Origin of the sequence: Achromobacter sp. Marseille-Q4954 (genome assembly GCF_943737025.1) — a bacterium.
In the GTDB taxonomy this organism is placed as follows: domain Bacteria; phylum Pseudomonadota; class Gammaproteobacteria; order Burkholderiales; family Burkholderiaceae_B; genus Achromobacter; species Achromobacter bronchisepticus_A.
The window spans coordinates 107,320-130,909 of sequence record NZ_CALSFQ010000005.1 but is presented as its reverse complement, the minus strand read 5'-3'; the positions used below and the strand labels follow the sequence as shown (position 1 = coordinate 130,909).

Annotated in this window: 20 protein-coding genes; 14 read left to right on the top strand and 6 right to left on the bottom strand. The window is 64.3% G+C overall.

Annotation, left to right across the window (positions count from 1 at the left end; genetic code table 11):
* Nucleotides 1–5 precede the first annotated feature (5 nt).
* From NGK62_RS31555 to NGK62_RS31545, 3 genes are all read right to left on the bottom strand, one after another.
* Complete coding sequence (locus tag NGK62_RS31555) at nucleotides 6–1,409, bottom strand: phosphomannomutase/phosphoglucomutase (RefSeq protein WP_059372196.1); 1,404 nt, start codon at nucleotides 1,407–1,409, stop codon at nucleotides 6–8.
* 20 nt (nucleotides 1,410–1,429) lie between these two features.
* A complete protein-coding gene (locus NGK62_RS31550; protein ID WP_059372194.1) occupies nucleotides 1,430–3,691 on the bottom strand; it encodes a GNVR domain-containing protein in 2,262 nt (753 codons plus the stop codon).
* A gap of 62 nt (nucleotides 3,692–3,753) precedes the next feature.
* Nucleotides 3,754–4,890 carry a polysaccharide biosynthesis/export family protein gene (locus NGK62_RS31545; RefSeq protein ID WP_059372191.1) on the bottom strand — a complete coding sequence of 379 codons (1,137 nt, stop codon included), beginning with the start codon at nucleotides 4,888–4,890 and terminating at the stop codon, nucleotides 3,754–3,756.
* Between the two features lie 242 nt (nucleotides 4,891–5,132).
* On the opposite strand from NGK62_RS31545, the gene NGK62_RS31540 reads away from it, so the two are divergent.
* From NGK62_RS31540 to NGK62_RS31480, 13 genes are all read left to right on the top strand, one after another.
* Nucleotides 5,133–6,542, top strand: coding sequence for an undecaprenyl-phosphate glucose phosphotransferase (locus NGK62_RS31540; protein ID WP_059372189.1), 1,410 nt, complete (start codon nucleotides 5,133–5,135; stop codon nucleotides 6,540–6,542).
* Between the two features lie 46 nt (nucleotides 6,543–6,588).
* On the top strand, nucleotides 6,589–7,041 hold the full coding sequence (locus tag NGK62_RS31535) for a GDP-mannose mannosyl hydrolase (RefSeq protein ID WP_059372823.1): 453 nt from the start codon (nucleotides 6,589–6,591) through the stop codon (nucleotides 7,039–7,041).
* A 5-nt stretch (nucleotides 7,042–7,046) separates the two neighbouring features.
* Nucleotides 7,047–8,477: a mannose-1-phosphate guanylyltransferase/mannose-6-phosphate isomerase gene (locus NGK62_RS31530; protein ID WP_059372188.1), complete on the top strand. Its 1,431-nt coding sequence runs from the start codon at nucleotides 7,047–7,049 to the stop codon at nucleotides 8,475–8,477.
* Between the two features lie 76 nt (nucleotides 8,478–8,553).
* A complete protein-coding gene (locus tag NGK62_RS31525; RefSeq protein WP_059372186.1) occupies nucleotides 8,554–8,916 on the top strand; it encodes a VanZ family protein in 363 nt (120 codons plus the stop codon).
* Between the two features lie 10 nt (nucleotides 8,917–8,926).
* Complete coding sequence (gene gmd / locus NGK62_RS31520) at nucleotides 8,927–10,036, top strand: GDP-mannose 4,6-dehydratase (protein ID WP_013395110.1); 1,110 nt, start codon at nucleotides 8,927–8,929, stop codon at nucleotides 10,034–10,036.
* Nucleotides 10,037–10,042: 6 nt separating this feature from the next.
* Complete coding sequence (locus NGK62_RS31515) at nucleotides 10,043–10,996, top strand: GDP-L-fucose synthase family protein (RefSeq protein WP_054453071.1); 954 nt, start codon at nucleotides 10,043–10,045, stop codon at nucleotides 10,994–10,996.
* A 38-nt stretch (nucleotides 10,997–11,034) separates the two neighbouring features.
* Nucleotides 11,035–12,351 carry an oligosaccharide flippase family protein gene (locus NGK62_RS31510; RefSeq protein WP_059372184.1) on the top strand — a complete coding sequence of 439 codons (1,317 nt, stop codon included), beginning with the start codon at nucleotides 11,035–11,037 and terminating at the stop codon, nucleotides 12,349–12,351.
* Nucleotides 12,352–12,371: 20 nt separating this feature from the next.
* Nucleotides 12,372–13,274: a glycosyltransferase family 2 protein gene (locus NGK62_RS31505; protein ID WP_059372182.1), complete on the top strand. Its 903-nt coding sequence runs from the start codon at nucleotides 12,372–12,374 to the stop codon at nucleotides 13,272–13,274.
* Nucleotides 13,275–13,301: 27 nt separating this feature from the next.
* Nucleotides 13,302–14,597, top strand: a complete 1,296-nt coding sequence (locus NGK62_RS31500; protein ID WP_118933839.1) for an O-antigen ligase family protein — start codon at nucleotides 13,302–13,304, stop codon at nucleotides 14,595–14,597.
* On the top strand, nucleotides 14,590–15,720 hold the full coding sequence (locus NGK62_RS31495) for a glycosyltransferase (protein ID WP_059372179.1): 1,131 nt from the start codon (nucleotides 14,590–14,592) through the stop codon (nucleotides 15,718–15,720). The genes NGK62_RS31500 and NGK62_RS31495 overlap by 8 nt, the downstream gene beginning before the upstream one ends.
* A gap of 13 nt (nucleotides 15,721–15,733) precedes the next feature.
* Nucleotides 15,734–16,621 (top strand): glycosyltransferase family 2 protein, encoded by an 888-nt coding sequence (locus NGK62_RS31490; RefSeq protein ID WP_059372178.1) that lies wholly within the window; start codon nucleotides 15,734–15,736, stop codon nucleotides 16,619–16,621.
* Nucleotides 16,618–17,178 carry a putative colanic acid biosynthesis acetyltransferase gene (locus NGK62_RS31485; protein WP_059372172.1) on the top strand — a complete coding sequence of 187 codons (561 nt, stop codon included), beginning with the start codon at nucleotides 16,618–16,620 and terminating at the stop codon, nucleotides 17,176–17,178. Before NGK62_RS31490 ends, NGK62_RS31485 begins: the two co-directional genes overlap by 4 nt.
* Nucleotides 17,175–18,431, top strand: a complete 1,257-nt coding sequence (locus NGK62_RS31480; protein WP_059372821.1) for a glycosyltransferase WbuB — start codon at nucleotides 17,175–17,177, stop codon at nucleotides 18,429–18,431. Before NGK62_RS31485 ends, NGK62_RS31480 begins: the two co-directional genes overlap by 4 nt.
* Before the next feature lie 149 nt (nucleotides 18,432–18,580).
* Here NGK62_RS31480 and NGK62_RS31475 read toward each other — a convergent pair whose 3' ends face one another.
* From NGK62_RS31475 to NGK62_RS31465, 3 genes are all read right to left on the bottom strand, one after another.
* Entirely contained in the window at nucleotides 18,581–19,246 is a 666-nt protein-coding gene (locus tag NGK62_RS31475; protein ID WP_059372171.1) for a response regulator transcription factor, read from the bottom strand.
* Nucleotides 19,247–19,606: 360 nt separating this feature from the next.
* Complete coding sequence (locus NGK62_RS31470; RefSeq protein WP_059372168.1) at nucleotides 19,607–20,359, bottom strand: response regulator transcription factor; 753 nt, start codon at nucleotides 20,357–20,359, stop codon at nucleotides 19,607–19,609.
* A gap of 564 nt (nucleotides 20,360–20,923) precedes the next feature.
* Entirely contained in the window at nucleotides 20,924–22,528 is a 1,605-nt protein-coding gene (locus NGK62_RS31465; protein ID WP_251882010.1) for a glucosamine inositolphosphorylceramide transferase family protein, read from the bottom strand.
* Nucleotides 22,529–22,909: 381 nt separating this feature from the next.
* On the opposite strand from NGK62_RS31465, the gene NGK62_RS31460 reads away from it, so the two are divergent.
* Nucleotides 22,910–23,575, top strand: coding sequence for a TetR/AcrR family transcriptional regulator (locus NGK62_RS31460; protein WP_059372165.1), 666 nt, complete (start codon nucleotides 22,910–22,912; stop codon nucleotides 23,573–23,575).
* Nucleotides 23,576–23,590: the final 15 nt, after the last annotated feature.

The window sequence follows — 23,590 nt, the reverse complement described above, 5'->3', positions numbered from 1 at the left end:
GCTCCTTAAAACGGTAAACGAACATGAGGGGCAATGCGTCGGAACGCGTTGCGGAAATCCTCCTCGATACGGGCCAATGCGGCCACCGTGTCCCCTTCGAAACGCAATACCACCGTCGGCGTGGTGTTGGACGGACGCGCCAGGCCGAAGCCGTCGGCGTAGTCCACCCGGATGCCGTCCAGGTCGTTGATGGACTGCGCGCCGGGAAACTGTCCCTGCGCGCGCAGCGCTTCCACCAGGTCGAACTGCTCGCCTTCGGCGGTTTCCAGCTTGATTTCGGGTGTGGCGCAGGACTGCGGCAGACTTTCCAGCAGGGCCGAGGGGTCCGGCGCGCCGGACAGAATCTCCAGCAGCCGGGCGGCGGCGTAGATGCCGTCGTCAAAGCCGTACCAGCGCTCCTTGAAAAAAATGTGGCCGCTCATCTCGCCAGCCAGCAACGCGCCGGTTTCGCGCATCTTGGCCTTGATCAGCGAGTGCCCCGTCTTCCACATGGTGGCCTTGCCGCCCGCCTCGGTAATGGCGCGCGCCACGTGGCGGCTGCACTTGACGTCATAGAGGATCTCGGCGCCCGGATTGCGCGACAGCACGTCGCGCGCGAACAGGATCAGCTGGCGATCGGGCCAGATGATCTGCCCCGTCTTGGTCACCACGCCGAGCCGGTCGCCGTCGCCGTCGAACGCCAGGCCAACCTCGCAGTCGGAGTAGCGCAGGCAATAGATCAGGTCCTGCAGGTTCTGCGGATCGGCCGGATCCGGGTGATGGCCCGGGAACGAACCGTCGACCTCGCAGAACAGCTCGACCACTTCGCAGCCCAGGGCGCGGAACAGCGCCGGCGCCGCGGCGCCGGCCACGCCATTGCCGCAATCGATCGCAATCTTCATCGGACGCGCCATGCGGATGTCGCCCATCAGGCGCGCGGTGTAGCACGGCATGATCTGCATTTGCGTGCGCCCGCCCGATGCGCTGGCCGACTCTATCGGCAAGCGCATCGCATCGCGCAGCGCGGTGATGCCCTCGCCATACAGCGAAGCGCCGTCCAGCACGATCTTGAAGCCGTTGTGCGCGGGCGGGTTGTGGCTGCCCGTGACCGCGATGCCCGCGCCCGTGTCCATCAGGCGCGTCGCAAAGTACACCATCGGCGTGGTCGCCATGCCGATGTCGATGACGTGCATGCCTGCCGAGCGCAGGCCCGCCTGCAAGGCGGCCGCCAGCTCGACGCTGCTCAGCCTGCCATCCCTCCCCACCACGATGGACCGCGCCCCCTGTTCGCGGGCCTGGGTACCCGCCGCCATCCCCAGGCTGTGCGCGAACCTCGCATCGATTTCATCCGGCACCGTGCCGCGTATGTCGTAAGCCTTGAAAACCGCATCCAGAATTTGCGGCGTGTCCCAGCCAAAAGTTCCGTGCATGCCAGTTTCTCCGGGTGGCGTTATTTAGGGCCGTTCTGTTTGAAATCGCCGTAATACGCCGCACGGGAGTAGCGGTAACTGCCGTACTTGGACCGGAAGCCAAAGCGTTCCGGCATGAGCTTGAGACCGTTGAAGAGCACGCCGTCCACCGGCGCGCCCGCCTGGATCAGGCGCTTGGCCGTCTCGCGGATTTCGCCCACGGTGTTCATGCCCGAGCGCACCACCACCATCACTGCGGCCGCATGCGTGCCGACCACGGCGGCGTCCGGAGACGACAGCACGGGCGCCGTGTCCAGGATCACCATGTCGTACTGCGAGGCCAGTTCACGCAGGGTTTCGCCGAACACCGGCGACGCCAGCAGCTCCGACGGGTCGAAGGTCACCGCGCCGGTAGCGATGAAGTCCACGCCCTCGGACACGCTGTGCTTGCGGACCTGGGTCAGCGGTATCGTGCCCGACAGCACTTCGAACAGGCCGTCTTCCTTGGGCACGCCGAAATAGCGGTTGAGCTGGCCCTTGCGGAAGTCAGCGTCGATCAGCAGCACGCGCTTGCCCACGCCGCCCTGGATGAAAGCGAAGTTGGCCGACAGGAACGACTTCCCCACGCCTGCCACCGGCCCGGTGAACATGACCATGTTGTTGGCCGACTGGCGCAGCGACGCCTGCAACACGTTGCGGAACGACCTCAGGCTTTCGATGGGCGGCGCGTTGCCCTGGCTCTGGGCCAGCAGCGCCGGCACGCTGGCGTTCTTGCGCCGGCTGCGCCGCCACAGCTTGTCCTGCATGTCGCTGTACGGAATGGCGGCCAACACGGGCAGGCCGGTATGGCGTTCGACGTCGTCGGGTTCGGACAGGCCGCCGAACAGCGCATTGCGCACGAACGCGCACAGCATGCCGAAGATCAGGCCGAAGGCGGTCGCCACGCCGATGATGATGGCGGCCTTGGGACGCACCGGCTTGTCCGGCTGCACCGCCGAATCCAGGATGCGCACGTTGCCCACCTTGCCGGCGCGTATCAGGCGCAGCTGCTGGGCGTTGTTGAGCAATGCCGTGTAGAGCTCGGTGTTGACGCGCACGTCGCGCACCAGGCGCACCACGTCCTGCTCCAGGTCGGGCAGTTGGCGGATGTTGTTGCCGATGCGGTTCACGTCCCCGGTCAGCCCGGCGATCTGGCGGTCCAGCGCCACGATGCTGGGGTGGGTCGGCGCGAAGCGGGTAATCATTTCCTGGCGCTTGGAGCGCAGTTCCATCACCTTGGTCTGCGCGTCCACCGATTGCGCCAGGATCAGCTTGGCTTCTTCGCTCAGGTCGATGGTGCCGCGCTTGTTGCGCAGCGAGTTGTACTTGGTCTCGGCGGCGTCCAGCTCGCCCTTGAGCACCGGCAGCTGCTGTTCAAGGAATACCAGCGACTTCTCGGCCTGCGCCGACTTGCGGTTCACGTTCTGCTGCACGTATTCCTGGCCGATCTGGTTGAGCACGGCAGTCGTCAGCGCCGGATCATTGCCTTCCAGCGTGACGCCGATCACCCCCGATGTGCGGCCGCGCTCGAAAATACCCAGGCGCGCCTGCACGTCCTCGATGGCCGCCAGGCGCGAACTGCGCGACACCGTGAACTCGGTGCCGGGGCGTCCCGTCAGCGCGTCGATATGCACGTCCATCGCGCCGCCCCCAGGCAGCCGGAAATGCTCGGGCTTGCCCACGGTGCCGTTGAAGGTGGCGCCCGTGAACTTGTCGCTCAACGTATAGCGCCCTTCGCCCAGCGTGGTCACGCGAAAGGGCTTGCCCAGCCATTCGTTGGGCACGTCCAGCTGCGAGATCGCGATGGCTTCGCCGCCCCATGCATAGCCGCCGCGCGGCAGGCTCGACGGGTACGGCAGGCTTTCGTAGCGCTGCGCCAGCCACTCGCCGATCACGGGGAAATAGCGCGGCTTGGCCTGGATGTACAGCAGGAACTTGTCGACGGCGGGTCCGACCACCATGCGCGAGCGCAGCACTTCCATTTCGCCCGAGGTCTCCGCCTTGGTATCGAACATGGAAGATACGTCGCCGAGCAGGCTGCGGCTCTGCCCCTGCGGCATTTCCTCTTCCACCTGCACGATGATGTCGGCCGAGTACACCTTGGGCGTGATCATCACATAGGTAAGCGCCCCCAGTAATGCAAGCAGAGTGATCGCGATGATCATCCACCGGTTGGAAAAGATGGCGTCCACATGGGACGACAACGGAGTTTCCTGCTGACGAGCCGGCACGGACGGCTCGAACGATTCGATGGGCAACGACATGCAGCTCTCCAAGAGAAGACGCCGCCGCGGTCGCGGCGTCCCCAGGCGTGGTTTAAGGCGGACTAATCTATGGACTTCACGGTCTGTACGGTCTGGGCGCTCGGGAACAGGTTGCTGATGAAGCGGTTCCACCGCACCAGGGCCGCCGTATCCACGAACACCACGTCTTTGGGTTGCAACTCGAACTTCTCCGCCACCGCAAGAGTCTGCGGCGAGCCGGCGTTCAGGTGGAACACCAGCGGCGTCGCTTGCTCAGTGCTGCGCACAACGAATATTTGCGACGGATTCGAGGTCAGCTGGTTCGGTCCTCCGGCCAAGCCCAGCGCTTCGGTCAACGACATGCGTCCGTCACGCATCACTGCCGCGGTGGGCAAGGTCACCTCGCCCATCACGAACACCTTGCTGTCGTCGCGCGGCGTGACCCTGACGATGTCGCCCGACTTCAGCAGCACCTGATTCAGGTCTTGGCCACGCTCGATCAGCGCAGGCACGTTCACGCGAGTACGGCGTCCGTCACGGATCACGTAGACCGCGCTGCGATCGCCCGTGGGCAGAATGCCTCCGGCCCTGTTGACGGCTTCCAACAGGGTCATCGGTATATCGTTGATCGCGATTGCGCCCGGCGTCTTCACTTCGCCATCCACGTAAACACGCTTGCTGCGATATCCCAGAACGCGTACGGTGATCTGCGGATCCTGGATGTACTTGCTTGAACTATTCACTATGAGATTGCGCGCCTGAAGTTCCGTCAACCCGGCCACTTTCAGCAATCCCGCATAGGGAAATTGGATATATCCAGTGGATGAAACCGTATAGCCCGGAATGCCCGAGGCGGTGTCTCCAATGGCTAGTTCCGTTACCCCTGTCCCGATGGCGTAGGTTTGCGTCGGAAGAACGAGTTCGGGGTGATCCCACACCACGATCGAGAGGATGTCTCCGGGCCCGATCAGGTACGGCCCGGACTTGCCATAGAGCTTGTCGACCCCTTCGTTGTCGAGCAATGCCTGGCGCGCGCGCTGGTCTTCAAGCACCAGCGAGGGCGTGATTTCCTTGATTACCGCCTTGGAGTTCGGATCCAACGGATCCGCAAGCTGATTGGCGTCAAAGGTCATACCGGGAGACAAGGCGCAAGCGCCCAGCGAGGACACGAGCGCGATAGCTGCTATGCCTCGGCTCAACGTTCCGAAAAATGTCGTCATGGCAAATCCACTTGTGAATGACTTCGTTGCTTGGAGTGAGCCCGATGCGTAACGGGTTGCGACATTCCACTCTCTTTTCCTAGGCCCGCACATTCGACGGATGTCCTAAGCCTTCTCCTACATCGTTTGGAGGTTTCGGGTGCGTTGCGCACTCAATAAGATTTTGTCGGTAGCCACAAGCTTTGCGGCGGTGCACAGTTTTTGCCTTCCGCACGGCGGCTCCCCACGAACAGGAGTGCGCGATGGACCCGTCCCAAACGGACACGTCGTCTAGATTCAGCGGAGCAAGCTATCTCTATCGCTTGCTCGATGCCGCGATCGTGATCACCTGCGGCCTGACTGCCACCGGCTTGAAATTCTCGGACGATGCCTTGGCGGATCCTCCGCAGATCCATCTGTTCCTTGTGTACCTGTGCGGCCTGGGCGTGGTGGCCATCTTCCCGGCCTTCCGCCTCTATGTATCGTGGCGCGGCCGCCTGCTGACCGACCTGGTCGTGCGCAGCCTGGCGGCCTGGGCGCTGGTGTTCGCGCTGGGCATCTGCATCAGTTTTCTCATGCACCAGACCGCGGCGATATCCCGCGTATGGGCGGCTACGTGGTTTGGCATGTCGGCGCTGACGCTGGCCGGCCTACGGATTGCGGTCTACGCGGTGCTGGGCGCGGCGCGCGACCGCGGGATGGACCGCAAGCGCGTGCTGCTGGTGGGCTTCGGCGCGCTGGGCCATGACCTGTGGCGCCGCGTCGAGCAATACCGCGGCGCGGGCTACGAAGTGGCCGGCATCTACGCCGAGCCCCATGAGAACCTGCCGCCGCAAGTCCGCCGCCTGCATGAGCTGGACGGACTGCATGGCTTCGTGCATGAGCACAACGTCCGCGAGATCTGGATCGTGCTGCCGATGGAAGCGGGCCAGGAACTGCGCGAAGTCCTCTATCACCTGCGCAATGACCTGGTGGATATCCGCTGGATTCCCGATGTCATGTCGATCCAGCTGCTGGGACACCGCATCGGCGAATTCCTGGGCCTGCCCGCCATACAGCTCAACAGCCTGCCCGCTGCCGGCGTGCGCGGCTGGGCCAAGGAAATCTTCGACCGCAGCTTCGCCTTCTGCGCGCTGATCGGGCTGTCGCCCGTGATGCTGACGGTGGCGATCCTGGTGAAGGCGACTTCGCGTGGCCCCGTGTTCTTCACCCAGCCGCGGCTGGGCGTGGACGGCAAGGTCTTCCATGTCTACAAGTTCCGCACCATGACGGTGCATCAGGAGCATGGCGTGGTCACCCAGGCCACCCGCAACGATGCCCGCGTCACGCGCATCGGCGGCTTCCTCAGGCGCACCAGCCTGGACGAACTGCCGCAGTTCCTGAATGTGCTCATGGGCGACATGTCGGTGGTGGGACCGCGTCCGCACGCCCTGGAGCACAACGAAATGTACAAGGACCTGGTGCAACGCTACATGATGCGCCACCGCGTCAAGCCGGGCATCACGGGCTGGGCGCAGGTCAACGGCCTGCGCGGACAGACGGACACGCTGCGCAAGATGAGCGATCGCGTCGAGTACGACATCTATTACATCCAGCACTGGACGTTCAGGATGGACCTGCAGATCATCGCCCGCACGGCGTTGTCGGGATGGACGGGCCGCAATGTCTACTAAACCTTTGGGATGGCCCGAGCAACGCAAGGCCGCGGTCCGCGACGGCGTGCTGGCGCAGGCGGAGTTCCGCCAGGCGGTCGAGATGTTGCCGCTGGTTTCCATCGACCTGCTGCTGCGCGACGCCGCGGGCCGCTACCTGACCGGCCTGCGGGCCAATCCCCCGGCCCAGGGCGCCTGGTTCGTGCCGGGCGGGCGGATCCGCAAGAACGAAACCCTGCATGCGGCGCTGCGCCGCATCGCCCGCGACGAGCTGGGCATCCCGGTCAGCGAGCTGGCCTGGACCCCGCGCGGCGTGTACGAGCACTTTTACGGCACCAATTTTGCGGGTGAAGCCGGACGCTCCACCCATTACGTCGTCCTCGCCTATGAGGCCGAGCTTTCTTTGGACATTTCCAGCCTGCCCCAGGCCCAGCACCGCAGCTACCGCTGGCTGCCCGCCCGTGCCCTCGCCGCCGATCCCGGCGTGCACCCCTACACCCAGGCCTACTTCAAGGAGTGAGCGCCATGACCAATCCCCCTCCCCCGTACCGGGCAGTCATACTTTGCGGCGGTTCAGGCTCGCGCCTGTGGCCGCTGTCGCGCGAACTGCTGCCCAAGCAGTTCATCCGTTTGACCGATGACCGCAGCCTGTTGCAGAACACCCTGCTGCGGCTGGGGTCGGCAGGGGCCGAGGCCCGGCCCATCCTGGTCTGCAACGACGCGCACCGCTATATCGCGGCGGAGCAGGCGCTGGAACTGGGCATCAAGGACGTGGAAGTGATCCTGGAGCCCTTCGCGCGCAACACGGCGCCGGCCATCGCCGCGGCCACCCTGCGCGCCATGCGCGACGGCGAGGACCCGGTCATGCTGATCATGCCGTCGGACCACGTGCTGGAAGACGGCGAGGTGCTACAGGCCGCCTTCGCCGCGGCCTATCAGGCCGCCCTGCAGGGTGCGCTGGTGACGTTCGGCATCAATCCCACCGCGCCGCTCAGCGGCTACGGCTACATCCAGGCGGACGAGCCCGGCGTGATGGCGCCCGCGCGCCGCGTGCGCCGCTTCGTTGAAAAACCCTCTCCCGAGGTCGCGCAGCGTTTCATCGAAGATGGCGGCTATTACTGGAACAGCGGCATGTTCGCCTTCCAAGCCTCGGTGTTCCTGTCGGAAATGGCGCGCCTGGCGCCCAAGATGCTGGAGCAGGTGCAGGCGGCCGTGGCTATCGGGCATGGCGAGAACTCGCTGTTCCACCTGGACGGCCCGTCCTTCGAAGCGTGCCCCAGCGATTCCATGGACTACGCCATCATGGAACGCACGGACAGCGCCGTGGTCATCCCGCTGGCCGCCTCGTGGAGCGATGTGGGCGCCTGGGACGCGGTCTGGGGCATCGCCCAGAAGACCGTGGAAGGCAACTCCACCACCGGCGACGTCATGGTGGAGGATTCGCGCAACTGCCTGATCCACTCCACCAGCCGGCTGGTGGCCTCGGTGGGCCTGGACGACATCGTCGTGATCGAAACCGCCGACGCCGTGCTGGTGGCGCACAAGTCGCGCTCGCAGGACGTCAAGCGGCTGGTCGAGATCTTCAAGACGCAGCACCGCTCGGAACTGAACCATCACCGCGAAGTGCAGCGGCCCTGGGGATCCTACGACTCGGTAGGCCAGGGTCCGCGCTACCAGGTCAAGCGCATCACGGTGAAGCCCGGCGCGCGCCTGTCCTCGCAGATGCACCATCACCGCGCGGAGCACTGGATCGTGGTTTCGGGCACGGCGCGCATCTACAACGGCGACAAGCAGTACCTGCTGACCGAGAACCAGTCGACCTACATCCCGCTGGGCGAGATCCACAGCCTGGAGAACCCGGGAAAGATCCCGCTGGAGATCATCGAGGTGCAATCGGGCGCTTACCTGGGTGAAGACGACATCGTCAGATTCCAGGACATGTATGGCCGGGTATGAAAAGAAGGAGCCCCCACGCCGCACGCGCTCCGCACGCTTGCTGCCACCCGAAGGGGCGCCCTTTTTCAGGCCAGGCATGGCGCGGCTCTGCCTGCCATTGGCGGGGCTGTTCTTCGCCGTGCTGGTAACAGTGGGCAACCTGCCGGGCCTGGCCGCCGAGATGTCGGACGCGTTTGGCGACAAGCGTCTGCATCTTGCGGCTTACGCCTTCCTGACCACGTTGATCTATTTCTCGGTCAACCGTCGCCCGGCGCTGACGGCCCTGGTGGCGATCGCAATGCTGGGTGCGCTGGATGAAGCAATCCAGTCCCTTTTTCCCTATCGACAGGCTGAACTATTAGACCTTTTGGCCGATATCTCCGCGGCTGGTGCAACAGTAATCTCATTGCACATTGGTACCGCAGCCTTCGGCTCCTTTCGTGCAGTCATTAAGTCTTAAGGATACAACCATGCCAAAACGGGCACTGATTACCGGCGTTACTGGCCAAGACGGGGCCTATCTGGCGGAGTTTCTGCTGGCCAAGGGCTATGAGGTCCACGGCATCAAGCGGCGTGCTTCGCTGTTCAATACCGCGCGGATCGACCATCTGTACCAGGATCCGCATGACCAGCCCCGCAATTTCGTGCTGCATCACGGCGATATGACCGACTCTTGCAGCCTGATCCGCATCGTGCAGTCGGTGCAGCCCGACGAGATCTACAACCTGGCCGCCCAGAGCCATGTCGGCGTCTCGTTCGAGGAGCCCGAGTACACGGCCAACGCCGACGGCCTGGGCACCCTGCGCCTCCTGGAAGCCATCCGCATCCTGAAGCTGGAGAACAAGGCCCGCTTCTACCAGGCGTCCACCTCCGAGCTGTATGGCCTGGTGCAAGAGACGCCGCAAAAGGAAACCACGCCGTTCTATCCGCGCAGCCCGTATGCGGCGGCCAAGCTGTACGCCTACTGGATCAGCGTGAACTACCGCGAAGCCTATGGCATGTATGCCTGCAACGGCATCCTGTTCAACCACGAATCGCCCAAGCGCGGCGAGACCTTCGTCACGCGCAAGATCACCCGCGGCCTGGCCCGCATCGTGCTCGGCCTGCAGGAATGCCTGTACCTGGGCAATCTGTCCGCCCTGCGCGACTGGGGCCATGCCCGCGACTACGTCGAAATGCAGTGGCTGATGCTGCAGCAGGACACGCCCGAGGACTACGTCATCGCCACCGGCATGCAATACAGCGTGCGCGAGTTCATCAATACCGCCGCGCGCGAGCTGGGCATCCTGCTGGCCTGGGAAGGCGAAGGGCTGGAAGAGACCGCCACCGTGCTGTTCTCGCCAGTCCATGACATCAAGCCGGGCCAGGTGATCGTCCGGGTGGACCCGCGCTATTTCCGCCCGACCGAAGTGGAAACCCTGCTGGGCGATCCGACCAAGGCGCGCGAAAAGCTGGGATGGTCGCCACGCACCTCCTTCGCGCAACTGGTCAAGGAAATGGTCGAGAGCGATCTGCGCGACGCGCGGCGCGATGCGCTGGTGGAGCAGAACGGCTACGAAATCTACGCCTACAAGGAGTAGCACGACATGACGAACCTGGAGCAACGCGTCTTCGTCGCCGGCCACCGCGGCATGGTAGGCGCCGCGATCACCCGCGAGCTGCAGCGCCGCGGGTACCGCAACGTGCTGACCCGCGGCCGGGAGGAGCTGGATCTGGAAAACCAGAATCAGGTCAACCGCTTCTTCTCGACCACGCCGGTCGACGTGGTGTACCTGGCCGCCGCCAAGGTCGGCGGCATCCTGGCCAACCAGACGCATCCGGTGGAGTTCCTGTACAAGAACCTGATGATCCAGTGCAACGTGATCCGCGCCGCGTATGCCGCCGGGGTGCGCAAGCTGCTGTTTCTGGGTTCGTCATGCATCTATCCGCGCGAAGCCCCCCAGCCCATCCGCGAGGACGCCTTGCTGACGGGGCCGCTGGAGGCGACCAACGAGCCCTACGCCATCGCCAAGATCGCGGGCCTGAAGCTGTGCGAGGCCTATCAGCGCGAGTTCGGCGCGCGTTTCATCTGCGCCATGCCGACCAATCTGTATGGCCAGCATGACAACTACGACCTGCAAAGCAGCCACGTGCTGCCCGCGCTGATCCGCAAATTTCACGAAGGCCGGGAATCCGGCCAGGAAAGCGTGAGCATCTGGGGCACCGGCGCGCCGCTGCGCGAATTCCTGTATGTGGACGACCTGGCCCAGGCCTGCGTCATGCTGATGGAGCATCCGCAGGCGGAAGGCATCTACAACATCGGCGCCGGGCAGGACATCTCGATCGCCGACCTGGCCAGGCTGGTGGCCCGCGTGGTCGGCTACGAGGGCAACATCGTTTACGACAGCAGCAAGCCCGACGGCACGCCGCGCAAGCTGATGGACTCGGCCCGCATGCAGGCGCTGGGCTGGAAACCGGAGATCTCGCTGACGCATGGCATCACGCTGGCCTACGGCCACTTCCTGCGTGAACGCACCCAGCATGCGCTGCCCGTGGCCTGACGGCCTCGCCAGAACCCATATGCCCACAGGCCCCAGCCATGCTCGGATTCCTCAGGAAACATATCGCCGGCAATGCCTCCTTCTGGGGGCTGGTGGAGTATGGCATCGGGCCGGTCGCGGCGCTGGTGGCCCTGCCCATCCTGTTCCGGCAGCTGGGGACCGTGGGCTTCGGCCAGTACTCCATGATCATCGCCCTGGCCGGCTTCGGCAATGCCGCCAACCTGGGCGCGGCGGTGACGGCGACCAAGCTGGTGTCCGAGCGCATGCACGAGCCCGGCGGCGCCTATCGCGCAGCCGGCGTAAGCATGTCGCTGATCGGCTGCGCGCTCGGGGTCGTGACCCTGGCCGCAGTATTGCTGTGGGCAGTGGTGGGCCTGGGCTGGCCGGCGGCGACCTTCGGCGGCGTGGCGGTGACGATGCTGGCCATGCCCGCGCTGGCCATCTACCTGACGCAGCAATATGACCAGCTGTTCTCCGGCTGCCTGAAGGGGCGCGAAGACTTCCGCGCCACGGCGCTGTGCGAAGTCTTCAGCCGCACCGGCACGATGGGACTGGCTTGCGCCACGGCCTGGCTGACGGCATCGCCCACCTGGACCGGCCTGGCGCAGGCGCTGGGACTCCTGATCGCGGGCAGCGTGAAGATGCGCGTGTTCGCGCGCACCTATGGCCGCATCCTGGTGCGCCCGGTGCGCGACCGCAGCGCCATGATGGACGCCTTCCGGTTCTCCCGCTGGTCCTGGCTGAACAGCCTGAGCGCCCTCGCCTTCGGCTCGGTGGACCGGGTGCTGGTCGGCAGCCTCATGGGTCCGGCCGCGCTGGCCATCTATACGGTCGGCGTGCAGGTCGGCCAGATCATCCATACCGCGTCGGTCGCCATCTTCCAGAAGGCCATGCCGCGCGTCACCCGCCTGTCGGTTTCGCCCCCCTATCCCGGCGCCGTCGAACGCGAGATCCGCCGCATGATGCTGTGGAACCTGGCGCTGTCGGCCAGCGCCACGCTGGCGGTGCTGGCGGTCAGCCATCCGCTTTTGAACCTGCTGTTGGGAGACAACGTCGCCAGCGGCCATCTGGGCACCTTCCAGTTGCTGATCGTGGCCTCGGGACTGCTGTCCCTGAACGCCGCGGCGCACTTTTCCCTGCTGGGCCTGGGCAATTCGCGTGCCGTCGCCATCCTGAACGGCCTGGGCGGCCTGGCGATGCTGTGCGTCATGGCAGGACTGGTACACGCGGCGGGCGAACACGCCGCGGCATGGGGCCGCATGGCCTACGCGGCGATCACGCTGGCCGGCGTGGCTCTCGCCATCCGTCAATCCCGCCCAGATTTTCCGGGCGCCTTGCCTGCGGCCACCCGTTAACTCATATGCTGAGGTCCTACATGCGCAAGCGTCATAACGAGTACTCACGTCAGCTCATCGACTTCGTCCGCGAGTTGCGGCCGCCGGCGCCCATAGCCGGCAGCCTGTTGCCGAAAGTGACCATCGTGACCCCCTCGTTCAACCAGGCCCGCTTCCTGGAACGCACCATCCTGTCCGTGCTGAACCAGGGCTATCCGCGGCTGGAGTACATCATCATCGACGGCGGCTCCACCGACGGCAGCGTGGACATCATCCGCAAGTATGAGCGCTACCTGACGTACTGGGAAAGCACGCCGGACCGCGGCCAGTCGCATGCCATCAACAAGGGCTTCGAACGCGCCACCGGCGACTATGTGGGCTGGCAGAATTCCGACGACCTGTACTTCCCCGGCGCCTTACGCAAGCTGGGCGCGGCCGCCTCCAAGGGGCGCGCGCCCATCGTCAGCGGCAACCTGTTCGTGGCCGACGCCGACAACCGGATCTTCCGCAAGATCCATTACACGCCGGTCAACCGCGGCACGCTGACGGTGGTGAAGGCGTCCATCCCGAACCAGTCGGCGATCTTCCGCCGCGACCTGTTGCAGAAGTACGGGCTCTTGCAGGAGAGCATGCGCTACTGCATGGACCTGGAGCTGTGGAGCCGGCTGCTGCGCGAAGGCAAGAACCTGATCGTGCCTGACGCCATGGGCGTTTACACCGCCCACGACGAAACCAAGACCGCGCTGATGCAGGACGTGCTGCTCGAGGAACGCGAACAGATCGTCACGCGCATCCGCCGCACGGAGCCGGGCCTGGGCAAGCTGTTCGAACTGTCGTGCCGCGCGTCCAAGGTGGCCGCCCACGCACGCCAGGGAGACCTGTCCTATCTGTTCGAAAAACTGACCACCAAGATTTTCGGACGCGACGACTGGGCTTCGCACTAGCGTCTTTCCACACAGAGAAGAGCCGCAATGACCACGCACCGCCGCCTATCCACCCTGCATCTGCTGGGCATGTTCGCCTTCACGGCGCTGGCCTTGAACGACGACCACTTCGTCCTGGGCGTCGGCAGCTTCAAGCTGTCGCCCTTCGATTTCCTGTTCGTCGCCATGCTGGTGGTCAAGATGTTGAGGCTCGCGGATCCCGCGGCCTATGCGCTGCCCCGCGGCATGCTGGGCATGCTGCTGGGCATCCAGACCGTGTCGGTGATCTATCTGATCCTGGTGTCGCTGCATCATCCGGGCATCGAGACCGGCGACGTGGCGCGGGACCTGCGCATCGTGTTCTATTTCTTGTGCACCCCCTTTCTTTGCTACAAGGATATCGACAGCCCGGCCGCCTACGCGGTGCTGCAGAAGTACATCGTGGCGGCCTGCCTGGCCGTGGCCACGCTGATGCTGGCCGAACAGCTGCAAGGCTTCAGCGTGGCGAATCCGCTGCGCAACGTGCGGCTGGGCGTATGGGCCATCCCGTTCGGCGTGGTGTCGCTGCTGTATTTCCGGCGCACGCTCAACGTTTCCGGACCCAAGGCCTACGCGCTGACGGTCTATATGCTGCTGGCCCTCGTGTTTTCGCTGAACCGCAGCCAATACCTGCAGCTGGCGATCTCGGTGTTCATCGCCGTGCTATTGGGCGCGGGCCCCGAGATCCGGCGCCGCGCCGTGCTGGTCTTTGCGCCGGCGGCAGTCGCCGGGGTGCTGGTCTTCGCCGCGATCGGCTACCTGGACGTGCTCACCAATCGCATCTTCAGCGTCGAGCGCCTGGACGAGGACTCCAGCTATGGCGCACGCGTCCAGGAGATGCAGGGACAAATGGACTTCTTCGCGGAGAGTCCGGTGTTCGGCAAGGGTGCGGGCTTTCGCAGCTGGGTCATGGGCGAGAACGGCTTCGAGCTGAGCACCTTCGCCCACAATTCCTGGGCCTTCTACCTGATGAAGTTCGGCGTGGTCGGCACCTTCATGATCATGCTGCCGCCCGTGCTCATTCTTCTGCTCACGCTGTTCCGACGATATGCGCATCCGGGCCTGGAGCTGCACCGGCGCTACCTGCTGGCCACCGCGCCTATCTATATCTTCATCGACTCGCTTTCCGGCGGCCTGGCGTACGCGCCCAAGACCGCCTTCACCGGGTTCCTGCTGTGCTATTGCCTGTCGCTCATGCGCAATGCCCAGATCATGCCCGTGCCAGAACAAAGAACGACATCCGCCCCCAGCCACCGCCCGGACGTTGCGCGCCGGACGCCAACTAGAGTGATCCCACATGCCTGATGTCTTGTTTGTCGCGCCAGACCTGCACGGCGGCGTAGGAAGATGTGTCGCCTTCATCGTGGATGCCTTGCCGGAACAAGGGGTGGATTCCGCCTTGTTCCTGCTGCGCTCGCGTATCCGCGAGTATCCCGTATCCAATCCGAAGGTAACCCGGGCGCTCCCCGTCAACGAATCTCCGACCGCGCTGCGGCTGATGCTGCCCGTGGCCTTTTTCAAACTGCTCATGCAGATCCGGCGCGACAAGCCCGCCATCGTCTGCTCGCACGGCCTCTTGTGCAACATGCTGGTGGTGGCGGCCAAGAAGCTGCTGCGCGGCAAGTTCGCCACCGTCGCCTTCGAACACAGCAGCCCGGCCATCCATTACGGAGCCTCGCGCATGCGGCGCCTGAAATGCTGGCTGGTCAGCCAGACCTACCGGCGTCACGATGCGGTGGTGGGCGTATCGCGCGGCGTCAAGGAAGACCTGGTCAGCATGTTCCCGCCGCTGCGCGGCAAGGTCCACACCATCTACAACGGCGTGCCGCTGGAAAATGTACGCGCGCAGGGCAGCCGCGGCGGCGACGAATCCGCGCAAACCGAGCCTTACCATGTCGTGGCCGTGGGCCGGCTCGAAGCGGTGAAGGACTATGCGACGCTGATCGACGCGGCCGCTCTGCTGGACGACCCCGGCATCCGCTTCACCATCCTGGGCGAAGGATCCGAGCACGCAGCCCTGCAAAAGCGCATCGATGAGCGCGGCTCGCGCAGCCCGGTCACCTTGGCCGGCCATATCGACAACCCGTTCCCGGTGATTGCGGGCGCCGGCGCATTCGCCCTGACCTCCCTGCGCGAGAGCTTCGGCAATGTGCTGGTGGAGGCGCTGTGCCTGGGGGTGCCGGTGATATCCACCGACTGTCCCCATGGCCCGGCTGAAATCCTGGATTCCGGCCGCTACGGCCTGCTGGTTCCTGTGGGCGACGCCGCGGCCCTGGCCGAGGCGGTGCGCCGCCTGGCCTATGACGCGGAGACGCGTGAACGGTTTGCCGAGCAAGGCCCGGAACGCGCCGACGCCTTTTCCCTGGAACGGCACTGCCGCAACGTCATCGCCCTCTTCCGCCCGCTGATGCAGCGCGGCACGCCCTGAACAGGACAGCATCATGCAGAAGATACCGGTATCGGTCGTCGTCATGACGAAGAACGAGGAACGCAACATCAACAAGTGCCTGAAGGCGCTGGTCGAATTCGACGAAGTATTCGTGGTGGACTCCAACAGCACCGACGCGACCTGCGCCATGGCGACGGCGCTGGGCGCCAAGGTCTCCAACTTCCAGTGGAACGGCAAGTATCCCAAGAAGAAGCAGTGGTGCCTGGAACAGCTGCCGTTCTCGCATCCGGTGGTGCTGTACGTGGACGCGGACGAGGAGATGACGCCCGCTCTGGCCGCCGAGATACGCGAAGCCCTGCCGCGCTTCGCGGCGGGCGCGGGCGGCGCCTTCGTGCCGTTCGATTACGTGTTCTGCGGCAAGAAGCTGGAACACGGGCACCGCGTCTACAAGCTGGCCCTGTTGGCGCGCGACCGCTCGCGCTTCCTGGACTATGACGACCTGGACGTGGCGCACATGTGGGAGGTCGAAGGCCACTACCAGCCGCAAGTCGAAGGCGAAACCTTCGCCCTGCGCCAACGCATGGTGCACAACGACCATGATTCGCTGTTCCATTACTTCGACAAGCACAACCGCTATTCCGACTGGGAAGCGAACCTGCGCACCAAAGGCCTGATGAACGATCCGCGCGAGGCCAACGTGGGCGCGCGCGCCCTGCTCAAGCGCATCTTCCAGGCCATGCCGTTCAAGGCGCCCATCTCGTTCCTGCATTCCTATGTGTTCCGCCTGGGCTTCCTGGACGGCAAGGCGGGCTACGACTACGCGGTGGCGCGCGCCATGTACTACTGGCAGATCCGCATCAAGACCGAGGAAATCCAGAAGGCGCGGCAGGCCAGCGCCGCCGCCGCGCGCGACGACGCCGTGGCGGGAGCCGCCAAATGAGCGCCCTGCAACAGCTCGACCGTTTTGCGCTGGCGCCCGGCCAGCGCGGCCGCTCCGCCCTGACGGTGCAGCTCTGGTGGACGGTGCAGGCGACGCTGTTCCGCTGGTCGCCGCAGGTCGCCTATGGCTTTCGCCGCTGGCTGCTGCGCTGCTTCGGCGCGCGGGTCGGCCGCAAGGTCCTGATCCGGCCCACCGCCACCGTGACCTATCCCTGGAAGGTCGAAATCGGCGACTACGCCTGGATCGGCGACGACGCGGTCATCTACAGCCTGGGGCCCATCCATATCGGCGCCCATGCCGTGGTGTCGCAACGCAGCTACCTGTGCGCCGCCGACCACGATGCGGGGCAACCCGATTTCCCCTTGCGCGAACGCGCCGTGCGCATCGAGGACGGCGCGTGGGTGGCGACCGACGTGTTCATCGGCCCCGGCGTGACCGTCGGACGCGAAGCCGTGATCGGCGCGCGCAGCTCGGTATTCCGCAACATGCCGCCCGCCATGGTGTGCCACGGCAACCCATGCCGCCCGGTACGCCCGCGCCAGGCTGGCCCGGCATGAAAATCCTCATCTACGGCATCAACTACGCGCCTGAACTCACAGGTATCGGCAAATACAGCGCCGAACTGGCCGAATGGCTGGCTGCGCGCGGCCACGACGTCAGCGTGGTGACCGCCCCGCCCTACTATCCGCAGTGGCAGGTGCACGATGGCTATCGCGCCGGCCGCTACCGCAAGGAAGTCCTGCGCGGCGTCACCGTACGCCGCGCGCCGCTCTGGGTTCCCGAACGGCCGGGCGGCCTCAAGCGCCTGATCCACCTGGCCAGCTTCGCCCTGTCCAGCCTGCCCTCGCTGTTGCGCGCGGCCGCGGGACGGCCGGACATCATCCTGGTGGTGGAACCCGCGCTATTCTGCGCACCCGCCGCCTGGCTGGCGGCGCGGCTTTGCGGCGCCCGCGCCTGGCTGCACATCCAGGACTATGAAGTGGACGCCGCGTTCGAGCTGGGGCTGCTCAAGGGCGCCGGCCTGCGCGCCATGGTGCTCAGGGCCGAACGCTGGCTGATGCGCCGCTTCGACCGCGTGTCCACCATTTCCAACCGCATGCTGGACCTGGCGCGGGCCAAGGGCGTGGACCCGGGCCGCGCCGTGCTGCTGCCCAACTGGATCGACGTCGATGCGATCGCGCCGCGCGCCGGCGGCGGCGACTACCGCGCCGAGCTGGGCATTCCTCACGACGCCATCGTTGCGCTTTATTCAGGCAACATGGGCGGCAAGCAGGGCTTGCAAACGCTGGCCGACGTGGCCCGCAGACTCAGCCGCGAGACGCGCCTGTGGTTCGTCTTCTGCGGCCAGGGACCCGAACGCGCGCCGCTGCAGCAGCAATGCGAGGGCCTGGCCCGCGTCGTCTTCCTGGACCTGCAGCCGGCCGAACGCCTGGGCGAACTGCTCAACACCGCCGACATCCATCTGCTGCCGCAACGCGCCGGCGCCGCCGACCTGGTGATGCCGTCCAAGCTGACCGGCATGCTGGCCAGCGGCCGGCCCGTGGTGTGCGGCGCCGCGCCCGGCACCGAGCTGGCCGGCGTGGTCGCGCGCTGCGGCCTGCTGACGCCGCCGGAAGACGGCGCCGCCATGGCCGAGGCGGTGCGCAAGCTCAGCTACAACGCGCAGATCCGCGAAACCCTGGGCGCCGCGGCGCGCCAGTACGCGCAGACGCATCTGCACGTCGACAGCGTGCTGGCTGCGGCGGAACAGGAATTCGAAGCGCTGGTTGCGGCCAAGGGCAAGCATGCGGCCCGCGGCGCGGGCGTTTGAACGGCCGAACGACCGCACAAGCCTTCCGCATCTGCCGCGTGCAAGCCGTCAACGCTGCGACGCGTTCAATTTTCCTTAGACGGTTGGCGATGGGTTACGCGCGCTCGAGACCGACGCTCTTGCATCGGATCTCTCGCGCCTAACCCATCCTACGCATCGGGATCATGCTTGGCGGCCGTTGCGCCGTTGCCGCTTCTGACCAGTCCCATCTGCACGGCGATATAGGCCGCCTCGGCCTGGTTGCGCGCGTTCAGTTTCCAGTACAGCGTGCGCGCGTGGCTCTTCACCGTGGCCACCGATATGCCGACCTGCTGGCCGATCTCGCGCATGGTCTTGCCCTGCACCAGCAACTGCAGGATCTCTTCCTGCCGTTGGGTCAGTTCCCTCAGCTCCTGGGTTGGCGGATGCGAGGCGCCCTGAGGTCGGGCCGCGGGCTGCGGATAGCACTCGCCGCCCGCCATGACGAGGCTGACCGCGGCCGCCAGCGCATCGGGGCTGGAGGCCTTGGGCATGTAGCCCGCGACGCCCGCCCGCGCGCACGCCGCCATGACGCCCGGGTCCAGTACCGAATAAAGCACCAGCACCAGCCGCGGCATGAAGAACGCCATCGATTGGGACAGGAGCCCGACGTCCTGCTCGGCCAGGCCGCTGCAACCCATCACCAGCAGTTCCACTGGGCGATTGATCGAACTGGACATGGTGAGCAATTGGGCTGGCGAGATGGCCAGAATGTCGTCGGTGTTCCGCGCACGCTCCAGCACATGCTGGATCGCGACACGGAGCAGAGCGTAGTCTTCGATCAGTACGGTTGTCATCCCGGGGGGAACCTTGTGACGCATGGCCCATACACGGTTCCCATGACGCTGGCGCATCATTGCTGCAACGGCAGGCTGCTGGCGTCACCGACCTCACGGGAATCTCGTCCGCGGCACGGAATCGCGATGGCGAGGCGGAGTGGTTCGCCCTCTCGATCCAGTCTTGCGGACACAACCCATGCTATCAGCGGCTACGTTCGCTGAATCTCGTTCAGGAGGATGATTGGTGGAGGAATGCAGCAGCACTGCGACCGCGGATACTGCTGTGTAAGAATTAGCCATGATGGCTATGCGCATACCCGGCAGCAATGGAACGCTTGCGTTCCAGGCTGCCGGGCAGGCAGCGCAACCACGGCCGCGCTACCCGAGCTTGCGCCCATAGAGCTGCCCGGCGTCCACATCCCTGCCATTGGGCTCATGCCATTCCAAGGTCGCGCCACGTTGCAGCGCCGCGTACACGGCTTCGCCCTTGTTCTTGACATGCAAGCGCTGGTAAAGCGTGCATGCATGCGTCTTGGCCGTTGCCACCGAAATGTTCAACATCCTGCTGACGGTCTTGATCGGATAACCGCGCGCCAGCAACACCAGCACCTCGTATTGCCGCGGCGTGATCTGCAGCAGCTGCGCGCCGGCGCTGACGGGCATGGAGCCCTTGCTGGCGGCGGCATCGTCGGCTTCCCGGGCCGGCAAGGCGCAGACCGTTTGCGCGGGAGCCTGCAACGCCTGTTCGCTGGGGAAGCACTGCCCGCCCGCCATGACCAGGCGGATGGCCGCTTCAAGGATCTCCACCGAGGCCGTCTTCATCAGGCAGCCGTAGACGCTTGCCCCGGGCAGGCCCTGCACCGGCATGGGCAGGGGCATGACGTCCGTCAGAAGCAGGATCCGCTTGGGCGTGAGCACGCGCTGGATTTCATGCAGCGCGCTCCATGCTTCGTCGGTATCCACCGGCAATCCGTAGATCAACAGGTCGGCGCCCGCGTGCACGCCGTCCGCCTTGGAGATGTCAGCCAAACCCATCCCCTCGATTTCCCACACATCATCCAACTTGCTCAGAATCTGCCACAACCCCAACCGCAGGAGCGGATGGGCTTCAATCAGGACCATCTTGGCCATGGTGTCCTCCCGGTTTTTCGACGGGCCTAGAAGGGATCTTCGCTGTGCTGAAGACTATTTTTTTTCCAACCCCGCGGTGCGAGTCCGCAATATTCCGGAATATCTAATGAAGCTGAACCGGAGCATTTGGGCTGGGAGACTTTGGTAGCCAACATAACGGATGGCATGGACCCATCTTATGGTTCGAAATTGTCAAAATCAAGACGTTTCGGCTCGATATAATCCGACAAAAACAGAAATCATTCGTTAGCCTTAATCATCATCGTAAATCCGGACGAGACGCGCATCTCATCCATTCCGGCGCTAGGGTTTTCACCAGGAATTCCCCATGAGGAGCTTGCGCTTTCCCTATGGAAGATGCAGGACGGACGTGGCTTCCAGGCTAAGGCAGGCCGATGTTACAGCCGTAAAAAAGCCGCGCCGCGGCATCCGCCGGGCGCGGCCTGGAAGTTCCGGAACCAGGACAATAACTGTCTATATGTTTCCGCGGACACATCAAGCCCGTGCGTCTTTCTCGTAATCGAAATATAGGTAACATTTTTATTTTTGCGTTTCCGGAACGATTTACTCCATATAGGCGAAGTCAAATACCGTATGCCCGCCCTGATGATGCCAATGGTGCATCGAAGCATGGCGTTTTCTCAGGAAACTTGCGTAGTGGATTTCGCCATCCGTTTCCACGTAGGTGGATGGCGTTAGTTCCTCGATCCGGTTCAGCGACACGCCCTTGCCGTAGTGGCAGAAGCCCTGGTACTGAGCACAGCGGATCACCTCTCCGCCAGGCGACACAACGATTCCGGCGTTGCGCGCCCGCATCGGGTTGCGCACGATGGGGTTGCAGGCATGCGGCGTCCACTCGGTCGAGCGCGGCGAATCCGAAAAGAAAGCGAATAATTCGTCGCAATGGCTTTGACCGTCGGTCCGGTCAATATTAGTTAATAACCACCAGTATTCGCCGTGCTTGAAAATAATGGTATCGACGGCGGATATATTCGTCATCAAATTTACATCAAGCTCCCACTTGAGCGGAAAATCGGTGCATTTCCAGAGTTCAATACTGCGATTTCCGCAAGTCTCCGGCACCATGTAGGTGACGCCTTCGTGCTCGAATATATAAGGAAACGACAGATGGTAGGGCAGGTTCAAGGCCGTCCCCAACAGGCGGAAAGCCCCGTCGGAGTAGGTCGCGACCGAGATCGTGCCCTTGCGGGAAGTAAAATCGTAATCCTCGAAAAATATATACGGTTTTTTATCCTGGGTATATACGAACGGATCCGCAAAAAATCTGCCCTTGGGTGGCTGCAACACCATGGCCTCGGATACCACCGCCTGCTGCCGCGCAGAGGGAAACATGCCGATCCGCCAGCGCACATTGCGTTTCATGACGCGGCGCACAATCAAATCCGACATTAACCAGGCCTGACGCGCAATATATGCGGCGCTATCCCATTCCACCGGATCATCGCGCCGCAAGCCGCTCATGATCTGCATGCTCGGCGGCGCAACCCCTTGCTTGACGCGCGCCAGCGTCTGCAGCGCGTCGTACACCATGAAATTCCCCAGGCTGAACGCGCGCGCCTGATTCTTCAACCAGAACACTTCGGTGTTGAAACTGCGCTGGTCCAGCAGTTCGTCCTGGTCCTCTCGCGGTCCGACGCGCCAGAGTTTCACCGTGGTGTGATCTTCGCGCTGATAGACCTCCCAGAAGCCGGCATAGCGGCTGGTCGCCACCGCAATATCCGAATAGCTCAGCTGCCATACCCCCAGCCGCGTCCAGCCCGCCATTTGTTCACGCGTGGCCGGCGATGCGCCCAGCGTGATGATCAGGTCCAGGCCCAGCGCCGCGACCTGCCCCTGCATCTCGTCCGCGGACATGCCAGGCGCCAGCGACAGGACGGCGGCCGTATCCTGCGGCACGCTTTCCCGCATGTCGCGGCACGCAAGCGCCTGCCGCTGCTTTGCCGGCAACAGCCGCGCTTCCAGACGCGACAGGGCGCCAAACAGGGCGCGCACGCCCAGGCGGGGCGCTTTCTCGCCGCCCTCCTCGCTTATCACCAGCAAAGCAGCGACTTCAAAATCCTGGCTATGCCTGAGCCAATCCACCATCTCATGCATCCAACCGGGTTGCTCGTACCCGTCAACCAGCAGTCCCACTCTGTAGGTTTTCATTTCTCCTGCTCCTGTGCCAGGGCTGATCGGCCTTCCGTCCGGTAGGGCGAACGGGCTAGCCATTGCGTATTCAGGGGCGCGACAGAATCAACTCCTCGCGCTGATACTGCGGGGTTTTGCGCCTCCGTTCCAGACCACATTCATCCTAGGTCGGCAGTCCGAGGACGAATGGCTCAGGATCATGCGCAAACACTAGGAAATCGTTACTCCCTCCGCATGAGATTTGTCATCCCTCTGGCGGAGGCTGGCGAAAATCCGGTCGGTCCTGAACGCTGGAATCGCGCGCCGGTAGTGGTAAACCCTATTGGGGATAGCCGAGGCTCGCGTCTCAACCATCTCTCACGCATAATTGTTTTTAAACAAACGTTTGAATTCAACCTTATGCAAGAAATCAGACCATCCCTCACCCGTGAATCCATCCTGGACACCGCCGAGGCCTTGTTTGCCCAGCAGGGACACGATGGAACCTCGATGCGCCAGATCACCGCGGCCGCCGGCGTCAATCTGGCGTCGGTGAACTACCACTTCGGCTCCAAGGAGTCACTTGTGCAGGCGGTGCTCAAACGCCGCCTGGAAGTGCTGAACCGCGAGCGCTTGCGACTTTTGGATGAACTGGAGACGCAAGCCGAAGGCAGGCCCCTGAAGCCGTCGCAGATCGTGGATGCCTTTTTCGGCACGTTGCTGCGCCTGGCGGCGGATCCCGCGCAGGCGGGCAGCACCTTCCTGCCGCTGCTCGAACGCACCATGACCGACCCCTCCGATTTCATCCGCGCGCTGTTCGCGGAGGAGTACGCGGACGTGCTGGAGCGCTACCGCAACGCGCTGTTCGCGGCCCTGCCCGACGTACCCCGCGCGGAAATCATGTGGCGCTTCCAGTTCATGCTGGGCGCCACCTCGTACGCCATCATCGGCACCGACCTGTTGCGCTCGGTCACGGGCTGGACCATAGACGACGCCGAACAACCGGATAACCCCAACCTGCTGCTGCCGCGCCTGATGAGCTTTCTGCTCGGCGGCCTGCGCTCGCCCCTGCCGCACGTGCCCTGAGCGCCACGCGCCCGC

Bases quoted from the DNA above. Each gene is read 5' to 3' on its own strand.
- NGK62_RS31505 (WP_059372182.1), top strand. From the start codon at position 12,372: ATGCGCAAGCGTCATAACGAGTACTCACGTCAGCTCATCGACTTCGTC.
- NGK62_RS31530 (WP_059372188.1), top strand. From the start codon at position 7,047: ATGACCAATCCCCCTCCCCCGTACCGGGCAGTCATACTTTGCGGCGGT.
- NGK62_RS31540 (WP_059372189.1), top strand. From the start codon at position 5,133: ATGGACCCGTCCCAAACGGACACGTCGTCTAGATTCAGCGGAGCAAGC.
- NGK62_RS31550 (WP_059372194.1), bottom strand. From the start codon at position 3,691: ATGTCGTTGCCCATCGAATCGTTCGAGCCGTCCGTGCCGGCTCGTCAG.
- NGK62_RS31515 (WP_054453071.1), top strand. From the start codon at position 10,043: ATGACGAACCTGGAGCAACGCGTCTTCGTCGCCGGCCACCGCGGCATG.
- NGK62_RS31525 (WP_059372186.1), top strand. From the start codon at position 8,554: ATGGCGCGGCTCTGCCTGCCATTGGCGGGGCTGTTCTTCGCCGTGCTG.
- NGK62_RS31460 (WP_059372165.1), top strand. From the start codon at position 22,910: ATGCAAGAAATCAGACCATCCCTCACCCGTGAATCCATCCTGGACACC.
- NGK62_RS31500 (WP_118933839.1), top strand. From the start codon at position 13,302: ATGACCACGCACCGCCGCCTATCCACCCTGCATCTGCTGGGCATGTTC.
- NGK62_RS31470 (WP_059372168.1), bottom strand. From the start codon at position 20,359: ATGGCCAAGATGGTCCTGATTGAAGCCCATCCGCTCCTGCGGTTGGGG.
- NGK62_RS31475 (WP_059372171.1), bottom strand. From the start codon at position 19,246: ATGACAACCGTACTGATCGAAGACTACGCTCTGCTCCGTGTCGCGATC.
- NGK62_RS31465 (WP_251882010.1), bottom strand. From the start codon at position 22,528: ATGAAAACCTACAGAGTGGGACTGCTGGTTGACGGGTACGAGCAACCC.
- NGK62_RS31555 (WP_059372196.1), bottom strand. From the start codon at position 1,409: ATGCACGGAACTTTTGGCTGGGACACGCCGCAAATTCTGGATGCGGTT.
- NGK62_RS31490 (WP_059372178.1), top strand. From the start codon at position 15,734: ATGCAGAAGATACCGGTATCGGTCGTCGTCATGACGAAGAACGAGGAA.
- NGK62_RS31480 (WP_059372821.1), top strand. From the start codon at position 17,175: ATGAAAATCCTCATCTACGGCATCAACTACGCGCCTGAACTCACAGGT.
- NGK62_RS31510 (WP_059372184.1), top strand. From the start codon at position 11,035: ATGCTCGGATTCCTCAGGAAACATATCGCCGGCAATGCCTCCTTCTGG.
- NGK62_RS31485 (WP_059372172.1), top strand. From the start codon at position 16,618: ATGAGCGCCCTGCAACAGCTCGACCGTTTTGCGCTGGCGCCCGGCCAG.
- gmd (WP_013395110.1), top strand. From the start codon at position 8,927: ATGCCAAAACGGGCACTGATTACCGGCGTTACTGGCCAAGACGGGGCC.
- NGK62_RS31545 (WP_059372191.1), bottom strand. From the start codon at position 4,890: ATGACGACATTTTTCGGAACGTTGAGCCGAGGCATAGCAGCTATCGCG.
- NGK62_RS31495 (WP_059372179.1), top strand. From the start codon at position 14,590: ATGCCTGATGTCTTGTTTGTCGCGCCAGACCTGCACGGCGGCGTAGGA.